This is a genomic window from Streptomyces sp. NPDC001351 (assembly GCF_042896045.1).
In the GTDB taxonomy this organism is placed as follows: Bacteria; Actinomycetota; Actinomycetes; order Streptomycetales; family Streptomycetaceae; genus Streptomyces.
The window spans coordinates 331,028-342,923 of the sequence record NZ_JBIAWS010000005.1 but is presented as its reverse complement, the minus strand read 5'-3'; the positions used below and the strand labels follow the sequence as shown (position 1 = coordinate 342,923).

Below are 11,896 nucleotides of genomic sequence, written 5' to 3'. Positions count from 1 at the left end.
GGGCCGACGGGCCGACGCGCCGACCGCACGGCAACGACAGCCCGAACGGCGACGAAAGGGAAGGAGCGGTGACGTACGGCATGAGCAGCCACACCCTGCCGCTGCAGCCGGCCATCCAGCTGCACGTCGATCTCGACGGTGACCTGCGTCCGCACCGCAGCGCGAAGATCGAGGCGCATCTGCGGGTCGACGTGGCCGCCGACAGCGCTCCCGTCGACCTGCCCGCGGTGGAACTCGCCGTGATCATCGCGGTGGACGTCGCCGAGGCCAACCGGCCGGTCGTACGGCACGCTCTGCCGACCGCACTGCGCGCCCTGCCCGACGGCATCTCCTTCACCGTGCTCGGCAGCGGGCCCGAGCCGGTGCGGTGCTATCCGCGCGGCGACGCGGAGTGGGCCGTCGCCGACCATGCGGTCAAGCGCCGGGCCGTCTTCGCCGCAGGTGCGCTCCCACTGCACCGGGACGGTCCGCGGCCGGCCGGGTACGCCGTCTGGGCGGCCGGTGCCCGCGCCCTGCTCACCGGCCGCCCGCTGTCCGTACGCCATCTCGTGCTGATCACCGACGGCAGCAGCGCCCCGGGCGAGACCCGGCTGGAGGAGGAACTGGAGGCCTGCGCCGGTCAGTTCACCTGCGATGTGTTCGCCGTGGGCGCGAACTGGAACCCCGACCCCTTGCTGGCCCTCGCCGAACGGCTGCACGGCACCGCCGAGTTCGTGGACGAGGGGCTCGGCGGTGCGATCACCGGCGCCATCGGGCGGCTGCGCCGGGTGCACACCCCGCAACTGCCGATCGAGGTGACCGTGCGGCCTTCCGTGCGCCAGGTCTCGCTCAGCGAGAAGGCGCCCCGGCCGCGCCGCCTGCGCGCGCAGTCCCAGCCCGACCGGCCGCACCACTGGAGCTTCCCGACCTACCAATGGCAGGAGCAGGGCAGGCGCGACTATCTGCTCACTCTCGTCGCCGACGCCGACACCGACCCGCTGGAGTCCGACCTGCAGTTCGCCATGGTCTCCATCGGCGATGTCCATGCGCCCGTCGTCGCCCGCTGGCACCGCCCCGGGCCGGCACCGGCGCACGCCTCGGCGGGCGCCGACAGCGTGCGCTTCCTGACCGGCACCGCCGCCATGCGCAATGCCCTGCGGGAGGGCCTCGAAGCTCTCCAGGACGGCCAACGGGAGGTCGCCGAACGCTGCTTGGGGCAGGCCGCGAGCATGGCTGAGAAGTTCGAGGCGGACTGGGTGCTGGGCGAGATCCGCGAAGTCGCCGACATCGAGGACGCTGCCGCGGGACGGGTCCGGCTGCCGAACGCCGTCGACTCCGGTGCCCTCCGCCCGATGATCCTGCGCGCCGGGTCCTATCCCGGCGGAACCCTGACCGACACGGTCTACCCCCGGCCGGGCCCGCACTGCGGGCACTGCTCGGCGTTGGCCGGGAGCGAGGCCCGTTACTGCATCGCCTGCGGGAAGGAGCTGCTGTGACGACCACGGGCGCCACCTCCCGGCGCGGCCACTCCCTTGCCGCCTTCTGGCGCGGACGCCTGAGCCCCTTTCGGACCCGCCGGCTGCTGGAGGCACACCTCCTGGTCCTGACGGTGTGCGCGATGGTGGCGGTGGGCTCCCTGCTCCTCTCCTACCACCAGACCCAGCGCGGCGTCGAGGCGCTCTCCTCCCGGGAGGCACCGGCCGTCCAGGGGCTGGCCGCCGCCCGGCTCGCGGTGTTGCGTGCCGAGTGGGAGACCGAGGTCCTGTTGAAAAGGGACCTCATCCACGTCGCGGGCTCCGGCGAGACCTACCGGTCCCAGCTCTCCGCCGCCGGCCAGAGCCTGTCGCGGATCGCGGACCGGACGGACCAGGACCTCGGCACCGTCAACGGTCTGCTCGCCACCTACGGCAACTCGCTCAACCTCGGTACCTCTCTGTACCAGGACCAGGACTACATGCAGGAGCAGAAGCTCAAGGAGGCGAACTCGCTGCTCACCCGCCCGGGCGTGGGACTCGTGCCCCGGCTGGACCGACTGCAGCAGGTCCAGATGAAGCACGCCGAAGCCACCGCCGCCATGGGGTGGGTGCGGCGCGGCGGCTGGTGGGTCGCCGAACTCGCCCTGACAGCACTGGCGTTGACCCTGATGTCGGCGCTGTTCGTGCTGCGTGACCGCTGCGGCCGCGACTGGAATCCGTATCTGCTCGCAGGCTTCGTCCTCACGGTGCTGCTCGCGGTCGTCCCGCTGCTGACAACGTCCTCCACCGAGGACGACCTCGACCACGCGTTGAGCGACCTGCAGACGATCACCGAGGTCTCCCGTCAGGACTGCTGCAGCCACGCATTGGCCGGCGCACAGCAAAGGGTCACGGAGACATCCGAGGAGATCCGGGGGGAACTGGGCGACGACGCCTGGACGGACAGGGTGTACCGGGGCACCTTGATCGGCGGACTGCTGGTCGTCCTCATGCCCGCGACAGGGCTCGTGCTCCGGCTCGACAGCGACTACTGGAGGCGACGGTGACCCGGCGGTTCAAGGTGCTGGTGTTCGTCGTGGTACTGCTGCTGACAGCTGCCACCGGCATCGTGGTGGTGTGGGCGGAGCAGGACGACCAGCAGCCGGTGACCATCCTCGGGACGTGGACCGGCACCCAGGAGAAGCAGTTCAAGGAGGTGCTGCGGGGCTTCGGCATCCCCTTCCGCTACCAGGGCACCGCGGCCCAGCGCGAGGTGCTGCTCTCCAAGGTGCAGTCGGGCGAGCCCCCGGACATCGTGATCATGCCCGGTATCGGTGAACTCGCCGAGTACGCGGACCAGAAGCGGCTCAAGCGCCTCAACGGCCTCTACGACCCTCAGCAGTACGGCTCGCCGTGGAGCGCGGCGAGCGGGACCTCCCAGGACGTGTACTGGGTCCCCGTCAAGGCGGATCTGAAGAGCATCGTCTGGTACCGAAAGGGCCACAGGCCCACCAACTCACCGGCCCGCCTGCAGAGTTGGTGCATCGGCATGGGGGACGACGGCGCCTCCGGCTGGCCCGGCACCGACTGGATCGAGGACCTGGTGCTGCAGCACTCGGGTCCGGACGTCTACGGCAAGTGGGCGCTCGGCAGGAACAAGAAGGAGAAGTGGTGGACCAGTGCCCCGCTGCGCGACGCCTGGGAGGCATGGGCCCGCCCGTTCCGGCAGAACAGGGCCGCGGCCGCGCACGCCCTGCTCACCGATCACCGCGGCGACCCGGACAGCCACGGGCTGCTGTTCGGTGGGTGGGGCGGATGCGCCCTGGAGCACCAAGGCTCCTTCGCCCGCTCCTTCTACGGAGAGGCCGACGCGAAGCAGGCGGAGCTGATGGACTCCGCCCCGCTGCTGCCCGGAGGCCCGGACCAGGTCCGGGCCCACGAGGTGACCGGAGACTTCGCCGCGCTGTTCAGCGACCGCCGCCCGGCCAGGGACCTGATCGAGCGACTGGCCTCCAAGGAGGGCCAGCAGCAGTGGGCGAAGGTGGCGCACGTCTTCTCGGCCAATCGCCAGGTGCGTCCCCACGAAGGGCAGGTCGAGGACGAGATCGCCGAACGGCTCACCGGTGACGGTCCGCGCTGCCTGGACGCCTCCGACGTCATGGCCCCGGCCGTCCGGGACGCCTTCTACGAGGCCGTCCTGCTGACCCTGGCCAGGGCCGCCGCCGACCAGGACCCCCATATCTCGCTACTCCTCAAGGACCTACAGGCAGTGCAGAGCGCGCAGCCCGGCACAAGTGCGGCACCGAAGACGGTCTGCAGCACACAGTGAGCGGTCACGAAGGTCGCCACTCTGCTCGCCATGGCCGCCGCGCTGCCTGCGGCCATGCTCACCACGCCGACGCGCGCCTCCGCCGCGGGCTCGCTCGGCATGCTCGATCGGGCAAGCAGTTACGGCAAGGACGTGCTCATCGCCGAGACCCGTTCAGCACCCCTTGACGGTGTCTACCGCGCGAGTCCGGCCTGCTGGCAGGCGGGCCGGAGCGCGCGGGTGCAGATCTTGTCGGCCGTGTACACGCCGTCCTTGACCAGCGTCCGCTCGATGGTGCGGGCCGTGACAGCCCTCGGGGTGAGCAGCACGGACGGGATACGGCTGGTGGTGGGGCTGTCGGTCGTCGTGGTGGCGATGTTCCTCAGATCGTCGCCACGCCCCAGCGCCACGGCCATGGCGGCGGCCGCATCCGCCTCCGCCCGGAACGGTTTGTACACCGTCATGTACTGCTCGCCCACCACGATGCGCCGTACGGCGTCGAGGTCGGCGTCCTGACCGGTGACCGGGGGAAGTGGCCTGACGCCTGCGCCCTTGAGCGCGGAGATGGCACCCGCGGCAATCGCGTCGTTGGCCGCCAGGACCCCGCCGATCCGGTTCGGGCCCAGGGCCGCGAGGGCGGCGGACATCTGGGCGTGGGCGTCGTCCGCACTCCAGCCCTGGATGTCGTACGACCTGCCGATACTGACCTTGCCCGCCAGCACGGACAGGGTGGCCTTTCTGTACCAGCCTGCGTTGGGGCTGGTGGGATCGCCGTTCAGCATGACCACCTGCCTGCTCTTCGCCCGTCCGTCCATCGCCTTCAGGAGCGCCTCGCCCTGGAGCCTGCCGACCTGATCTCCGTCGAAGGTGACGTAGCCGGAGATGGGGCCCTCCGCGAGCCGGTCGTAGGCGACGACCGGTACGTGCGCCTGGTGGGCCTCGACGATGGAGGAGCGCAGCGCCTTCGCGTCGGCTGCGTCGAGGATCAGGACCCTGACCCCCTTGGTGATCATGGAGGTCACCTGTTGCCGCTGCCGGTCCGCGTCGTTCTCGGCGTTGGCGTACTCCATGCTGCAGCGCGGACACAGCTCCTTCAGCCGCTTCTCGATCAGCGGTCGGTCGGAGTGCTCCCAGCGGGGGACCGATCGGCTCGGAAGCAGCAGGCCGACGCTGAAGCTGTCCGACCCCGCCTGGCCGCCTCCACCGCAGGCGGCCTGGGACATCGTCATGAGTCCCGCCACGAGCGCGGCGACCACGTGCCACAGGCGGGCTCTCACCGTCGGCCTCCTCGTTCCGTTCCCGGGCCCGAGGCGGTGGGCGCCGGTGCTCGTCCCGGCAGGACGATCTCGCTCCAGACCTGTTTGCCGCCGGCCACCGGCATCGAACCGAACGACTCCGACATCGCCTCGACCAGGAGCAGGCCCCGGCCGCCGGTCGACTCCCAGTCCACGATCACCGGCTTGGCGGGGGAACGGGGCGAGGAGTCGCCCACGCCGACCCGTACCCGGTCACCACGGAGCATGAGGTCGAGGCGGACCGGGCCCTGGGTGTGCACCAGGGCGTTGGTGACGAGTTCGGACACGACCAGCAGGACCGCGTCCGCCACGTCCTCGGCGTGCCAGCTGCGCAGGGTGCGGGCGGTGAAGCGGCGGGCGTGCATGACGGCGTCGGGCAGCCGCCACACCACCCAGCCGGCCCTGATCGGCCGGGTGCCCATGCCGTCGTAGCGCAGCAGCAGCACCGCGACGTCGTCCTCGCGGCGGCCGACGTCGCCGAGCAGTTGGTCGGCCATGCGCCCCAGATCCGCCGGATCGGCCGCGGCGAGCGCCGTGCGGGTCTGGCGCATGCCCTCGTCGAGGGGCAGGCCGGCGGCCTCGACCAGGCCGTCGGTGACCAGGGCGAGAACCGTGCCGGGAGACAACTCCACCGCGGTCATGGGGAATTCCGCCTCGTCGAGGATGCCCAGCGGGAGTCCGCCCTCGACCTCGATCTCCTCGGTGCTGCCGTCGGGGTGGCGCACCAGGGGGGCGAGGTGCCCGGCCCGGACGAAGAGCGTGTTGCCCTGCTCCAGGTCCAGTTCGGCGTAGCAGCAGGTGGCGAAGAGGTCGGTCTCCATACCGACGAGCAGGCGGTTGGCATGGGAGACGACCACGTCGGGCGGGTGGCCCTCCACCGCGTAGGCCCTGACGGCCGTACGCATCTGGCCCATGATGGTCGCGGCTCCCGCGCTGTGCCCCTGCACGTCGCCGATGACCAGGGCCACCCGGTCCTCGGACAGGGCGATGACGTCGTACCAGTCGCCGCCCACCTGCAGGCCCCGTCTGGCGGGCAGATACCGGGCCACGGCCGTCCCGCCCGGCAGCGTGGGCAGGCGCCGCGGCAGCAGGCTGCGCTGCAGCATCGTCGCGAGTTCCTGCTCGGCGTCGTGCTCGTGCGCCCGTTTGAGGGCCTGTCCGACCAGTGCCGCGGTGGCGGTCAGCAGGGACCGTTCGTCGGGGGCGAACTCGTGCGGCTGGTCCCAGCCGACCAGGCAGAGGCCGGCGACCCGGCCCTTGGCGGGCAGCGGCAGGACGGCGAGGCCTCCGTCGCCGATGCCCGCGAGGTTCGGTTCGAAGGCCGTGCCAGCCGGCCACAGGTCCAGCCGCCCGTCCCGCAGGGCGAGTTGGAGGGTGGGCAGAGCGCTGACCGGTGCGTCGGGCCACTCGGTGCGCCACTCGGCGCGCCAGGCCTCCGGCCAGGCGGCGGGCTGCGGCGGATCGAGCACGGTGACCGCGAACCGGTCGCCCTGCAGCTCCGCAAGGGCCACCCGGTCGGCGCCCAGCGGCTCCCGCAGCGCGGTGACCACGACGTGGCTGACGTCACGGACCGTGGTGGCGTCGTCGAGTGCGGCGGTCAGCCACTGGATCCTGGAGACGTCGTCGGGGCCGCGGCGCAGCACGGAGGTCGCCGTCACCACGCCCAGCACCTGCTCGGGGCGGTCGTCGGTGCCCGCCACTACCCGGCAGCTCAGGCTCAGCCAGCGCATCTCCCCCGTCGGGCCGCGCACCCGGAACTCCAGCTCACGCCGGCCGAACGCCTGGGGAGCCGGTTCCAGGACCGACACCAGGGCGTGCATGTCCTCGGGCAGGGCGTGCGCGAGCAGGCTGTCCGCCTTGCCGTCGAAGTCGGCCGGCGTGATACCGAGAAGTTCGAGCAGGGCGTCGTCCGCGTCGATCAGGCCGGTGTCGGGCACCAGCACGAACGAGCCGACGCGCAGGCTCCGCAGCGCGGGACCCAGCACCGGCGACGGCGGGGACCGGCCGGCGACGGCCAGCAGAAGACCGGCGACGGCATCGGCGTACCGCTCCAGGAAGCGGCGCTGCTCGTCCTCGAAGTCGTCCGCACCGGCGCCCACGACGACGAGGCAGCCGAGCCGGCTGCCGTCAGCCTCGAGCGGCAGGGCACCGAGTGAGGCCTCCGTGTGCGGCGGGGTGGGCGCGCCCTCGGAGTAGGCGGCCAGTTCCGCGGGGGTGAGCCACAGCGGCCGGTCGGTGCGGAAGGCGTGCGCGGCGGGTGAGCCCCCCGACAGGGGCAGACAGTCGGGCAGCCGGTAGTCGGAAACGGCCCAGCGGGCGGTCTCCGCCAGGCGCAGTTCGTCCGTGTCACCGGCGGGCACATAGACGGCTCCCATGGCCACTCCGGCGAAGGTCAGAGCGCGCTCGCCCTCGGCTGTCTCCGGCACCGCCGGGAGCCCGCCCGCGTCCGCGGCATCGGCTCCGGATGCCCGCAGCTGAGAGACTCCGGCCCGGGCACCGCCGTCTTCAGGCATGTCCGCAACCTACCTCCCGTCCGTGCCGCGGATGCGGCTGAGATCGGGCGTCCCCTCCACAGAATCGCATATCAGAGCAAACCGCCACTGCATTCGCAGATCGCCCTGGCCGGTGCCACACTGGCGGCATGGTCGTCTTGCCGCTCACGTGAGAGGGCCAGGTGTCGCCGCGTGCGGGCAGCGACCAGTGCTTTTCTGGATCTCCATGCCGGCGTGACCACCCGACCCGCGCTCGGAGGGAGGTCTCGCGCATGAAGGCCTGCATACGGCGTGCGGCCGTCGTCATGACCGCGGTCTCGACGGCCGTCGCGGTGTCGGCCTGCGGGTCGGGCAGTGGAGGCAACCACCCCGACACGGGGACCGCACCGAAGATCGCGCTGCTGCTGCCGGATGCGACCACGGCCCGCTGGGAGACACAGGACAGGCCCTTGCTCGAGAAGAAGATCATGGAGCTGTGCCGGCGTTGCACGATCGAGTACGCCAATGCCAAGGGGGACGTGGCGTTCCAGCAGGAGCAGATGGACTCGATGATCACCAAGGGCGTCGACGCGATCGTGCTCGTGGCGGTGGACGCCAGATCGCTCGGTACTTCCGTGCAGCAGGCGGCTCGGGCGGGCATCCCGGTGATCGCCTACGACCGGCTCGCGCAGGGCCCGGTCTCGGGTTACGTCTCCTTCAACGGCGAGGAGGTCGGCAGGCTCCAGGGCAGGGCGCTGCTGAAGGCCATGGGCAACCACGGCCGCCTGCCCCAGATCGTCATGATGAACGGCGACCCCAGCGACCCCAATGCGGTGTCGTTCAAGAAGGGCGCGCTGTCCGTGCTCACGGGGAGAGTGAAGATCGGCAAGGCGTACGACACGCTGCAGTGGCGGCCGGAGATCGCGAACACGCACATGTCCGGCGCCATCGCCGCCCTGGGCGCGGCCCATATCCAGGGGGTGTACTCCGCCAACGACGGTCTCGCCGGGGGCAGCATCTCCGCCCTCAAGGCGAACAAGGTCGACCCGCTGCCCCCGGTCACCGGACAGGACGCCGAACTCGGAGCCGTGCAGCGCATCGTCGCCGGCGATCAGTACATGACCGTCTACAAGCCCTTCGCCCCCGAGGCCTCCGCCGGCGCCGCCATGGCCGTGGCCGCGGCGCGCCGGACCCGCCTCGAGCAGGTCGCCAAGGACAAGGTCACGACCAGCGGCGGGAAGACCGTTCCCGCGGTCCTGCTCACCCCCGTGTCCGTGACCGCCGCCAACATCAAGGACACCTTGGTCAAGGACGGCTTCTACACCGTCCGGCAGATCTGCGTCCCCCGACTCCAGGACGCCTGCAGCAGGTCCGGACTGACCTGACGAACCGGCTTCGAACGAGTCCGAGCCCCGGGAAGGAGATGGTCCGAGTGCCGGATTCCCCCTTGCTGGCGCTGCACGGCGTGTGCAAACGCTTCGGTGCCGTCGAGGTCCTCAAGGACGTCGAGCTGGAGATCCATGCCGGCCAGGTCGTCGCCCTGCTCGGCGACAACGGGGCCGGCAAGTCCACCCTCGTCAAAGTGATCTCCGGCGTCGCCCCCGCGGACAAGGGAATCATCGAGTGGGAGGGCCGCACGGTCCACATCAGGCGCCCGCACGACGCCCGGGACCTCGGCATCGCCACCGTCTACCAGGACCTCTCGCTGTGCGGGAACCTCGACGTCGTCGGCAATCTCTTCCTCGGCCGGGAGATCCGCAGGTTCGGGTTCCTGGACGAGATGGAGATGGAGAGCCGCACCATCGAGCTGCTCGAACGCCTCACCAGGACCGTGCCCGCACTGCGCGCCCCGGTGGTCTCCCTGTCCAGCGGCCAGCGCCAGACGGTCGCCATCGCACGGTCGCTCCTCGGCGAGCCCCGGGTGCTCCTCCTGGACGAACCGACCGCGGCGCTGGGCTTCGAGCAGACCACCGAAGTCCTGGACCTCGTCGACGCGCTGCGCGACCGCGGCATGGGAGTGCTGCTCATCAGCCACAACATGGGGGACGTCAAAGCGCTTGCGGACCGGGCCGCCGTGCTGCGGCTCGGCCGCAACAACGGCTTCTTCAACGTGAACACCGCCTCCCAGGAACAGATCATCTCCTCCATCACCGGTGCCACGGAGAACGTGCCCCGCCGGCCGGCCACCCACGAGGCGTGGTGAAAGGGATGCGCCGCATGACGGACAACACGCGGGCCGAAGAGGCCACAGCCGCCGAGGTCCGCGGGCCGCACGGCCGGGAGGCCCTCGCACTCGCCGTGAAGGACGGGGCCTACTTCCTGCGGCGCCGGTTCCGCGCCGGTGAACTGGGCTCGCTGCCCGTGGTCCTCGTTCTGGCCACGGTCTGGATCATCTTCCAGTCCCTCAACAACAACTTCCTCTCGCCCCGGAACCTGTCGAATCTCAGCGTGGACATCGTGGGCACCGGCCTGATCGCGGTCGGCATCGTCTTCGTGCTGCTGCTCGGTGAACTCGACCTGTCGGTGGGCTCGATCAGCGGCTTCGCCGCGGCCATCTTCGCCGTGCTGAACGTGAACAACGGCGTGCCCGAGTGGATCGCCCTGATCCTCGCGGTCCTCGCGGGCACCGCGGCGGGTGCCCTCCAGGGCTTCTCCTGCGCCAAGACCCGGGTACCGGCCTTCGTCGTCACGCTGGCGGGGCTGCTCACCTGGAACGGTCTGATGCTCTACGTCCTCGGCACCAGCGGCACGGTCAACCTCGACGAGAACGGGCTGGTCGCCCAGTTGACCAGCTACTACTTCACCAATGACGCCGTCGCCTACGGCCTGGCGGCGCTCTGCGTCGGCGTCGTCTTCCTGATCTCGTACCTGGACCGGCGCCGCCGCATGGCCGCCGGCATGCCGCACCGCTCCATGCGGAACATCGTGGTGCGCGCGGGAGGACTCGCGGTGGTCGCGTTCACCACGGCGTATCTGCTCAACCGGTTCCAGGGGCTGCCGCTCGCCCTTCTGATCTTCCTCGTGGTGGTCGCCGGCCTCGACGTCATCCTGCGCCACACGCACTACGGCCGGCAGGTCTACGCACTGGGAGGCGGCGTCGAGGCGGCCCGTCGCGCCAGTCTCAATGTGATCGGCATCCAGACCGCGGTGCTCGCGGTCTCCGGGACGATGGCCGCGGTCGGCGGCCTGTTCCTCGCCTCGCGCATCACCTCGGTCAGCCAGAGCTCGGGATCGGGCGTCCTGCTGCTCAACGCCATCGCGGCAGCCGTCATCGGCGGCACCAGTCTGTTCGGAGGACGCGGTACGACCTGGTCGGCGGTGCTCGGCATGCTGGTCATCCAGTCGATCGCGTCCGGCATGGCGATCACGGACACGCCCACGGCCATCCAGTTCGTCATCACGGGCGGGGTGCTCTTCGCCGCGGTGGTCATCGACGCACTGTCACGACGCTCGCAGGAGGCGCACGGGCGGGCCTGACACCTCGTCCCTCTTGTGGCCCGGGGCTCGGTGCACCGCCTCCCCCGAGGAGGCGGAACAGCGCACACCTCCGGGACGCACCTGAGGCGGTGTCACTCCTGGCGCGGGTTCGGCTTCAGCACGGCGAACACCGCCTGGGCCGGGTCGGCCAGCCAGGCGATCCGGCCGACGTCCGGTACATCCGAGGCAGGCATGAGCACCGACCCGCCGTTCTCCTGCACCTTCGTCGTGATGACATCGGCGTCGGCCACGGCGAAGTACGGCACCCAGCGCGTCTCCTCGCTTTCGCCTTGGAGTGGGGCAACACCGCCGAAGGAGCCCTCCTGCTGGTCGCCGTCCTGGATGCTGAGCACCCGGTACGTCATCCCGGGTGCCTGCATCTCCTGGGAACGCCAGCCGAACAGACCGGCGTAGAAGCGGATCGCCGCCTCCGGGTCCCCGACGTGCAGTTCCACCCACACCAGCGTGTTGTCCTCCGAGGCCTTCTCCAGCCCCTTCGTCCTGCCGGGCTGCCATACGGCGAACTGTGCACCCTGGGGATCGGTGAACTGGCCCATCCAGCCCTCACCCATGACGTCCATGGGTTCGACGCGCACGGCGCCCCCGCCGGCCACCACGTCGCGGGCGGTGGCCTGGATGTCGTCGCTCTGGAAGTACGTCGTCCAGGCCGGCCCGGCGCCCTCCTCGCTCAGCGGTCCGAGGGCGCCGACCGTCTTCCCGTCCTTCTGGAAGAACCCGTATCCGCCGGCCTCGGGCCCTGCGGAGACGAACTGCCATCCGAAGACGGCGCCATAGAAGGCGGCGGCCGCGTCCGTGTCGGGGCTGCCGAGGTCGATCCAGTTGGGTGATCCGGTGCGGAAGTCCGTGCCGAGCATGCGTTTCCTCCTACGAGGTCCGGTGTCGAGACTCCGC

The 11,896-nt window shown here is 70.9% G+C and carries 9 protein-coding genes; 6 read left to right on the top strand and 3 right to left on the bottom strand.

All coding sequences use genetic code 11. The features are described from left to right. Positions 1 to 80 precede the first annotated feature (80 nt). From ACFY1U_RS20400 to ACFY1U_RS20390, 3 genes are read left to right on the top strand one after another with little or no spacing between them, the layout of a single operon-like run. Positions 81 to 1,475: a vWA domain-containing protein gene (locus ACFY1U_RS20400; RefSeq protein ID WP_390695515.1), complete on the top strand. Its 1,395-nt coding sequence runs from the start codon at positions 81 to 83 to the stop codon at positions 1,473 to 1,475. Then, positions 1,472 to 2,500 carry a hypothetical protein gene (locus tag ACFY1U_RS20395; RefSeq protein ID WP_390695514.1) on the top strand — a complete coding sequence of 343 codons (1,029 nt, stop codon included), beginning with the start codon at positions 1,472 to 1,474 and terminating at the stop codon, positions 2,498 to 2,500. The genes ACFY1U_RS20400 and ACFY1U_RS20395 overlap by 4 nt, the downstream gene beginning before the upstream one ends. After that, positions 2,497 to 3,762: a carbohydrate ABC transporter substrate-binding protein gene (locus ACFY1U_RS20390; RefSeq protein WP_390695513.1), complete on the top strand. Its 1,266-nt coding sequence runs from the start codon at positions 2,497 to 2,499 to the stop codon at positions 3,760 to 3,762. The genes ACFY1U_RS20395 and ACFY1U_RS20390 overlap by 4 nt, the downstream gene beginning before the upstream one ends. 173 nt (positions 3,763 to 3,935) lie before the next feature. Here the strand turns inward: ACFY1U_RS20390 and ACFY1U_RS20385 are convergent, their stop codons facing one another. Next, a complete protein-coding gene (locus ACFY1U_RS20385) occupies positions 3,936 to 5,018 on the bottom strand; it encodes a substrate-binding domain-containing protein (RefSeq protein ID WP_390695512.1) in 1,083 nt (360 codons plus the stop codon). Beyond that, positions 5,015 to 7,549 (bottom strand): SpoIIE family protein phosphatase, encoded by a 2,535-nt coding sequence (locus ACFY1U_RS20380; RefSeq protein ID WP_390695511.1) that lies wholly within the window; start codon positions 7,547 to 7,549, stop codon positions 5,015 to 5,017. The genes ACFY1U_RS20385 and ACFY1U_RS20380 overlap by 4 nt, the downstream gene beginning before the upstream one ends. 251 nt (positions 7,550 to 7,800) lie before the next feature. Here ACFY1U_RS20380 and ACFY1U_RS20375 point away from each other — a divergent pair, with 251 nt between their 5' ends. Genes ACFY1U_RS20375 through ACFY1U_RS20365 form a run of 3 tightly spaced genes read left to right on the top strand, consistent with a single transcriptional unit; the run spans position 7,801 to position 10,984 of the window. Further along, entirely contained in the window at positions 7,801 to 8,892 is a 1,092-nt protein-coding gene (locus ACFY1U_RS20375) for a sugar ABC transporter substrate-binding protein (protein ID WP_390695510.1), read from the top strand. Between the two features lie 38 nt (positions 8,893 to 8,930). After that, entirely contained in the window at positions 8,931 to 9,710 is a 780-nt protein-coding gene (locus ACFY1U_RS20370) for an ATP-binding cassette domain-containing protein (protein WP_390695509.1), read from the top strand. 5 nt (positions 9,711 to 9,715) lie between these two features. Further along, a complete protein-coding gene (locus ACFY1U_RS20365; RefSeq protein ID WP_390695508.1) occupies positions 9,716 to 10,984 on the top strand; it encodes a sugar ABC transporter permease in 1,269 nt (422 codons plus the stop codon). Between the two features lie 92 nt (positions 10,985 to 11,076). Here ACFY1U_RS20365 and ACFY1U_RS20360 read toward each other — a convergent pair whose 3' ends face one another. Beyond that, entirely contained in the window at positions 11,077 to 11,859 is a 783-nt protein-coding gene (locus ACFY1U_RS20360; protein WP_390695507.1) for a VOC family protein, read from the bottom strand. Positions 11,860 to 11,896 lie beyond the last annotated feature (37 nt).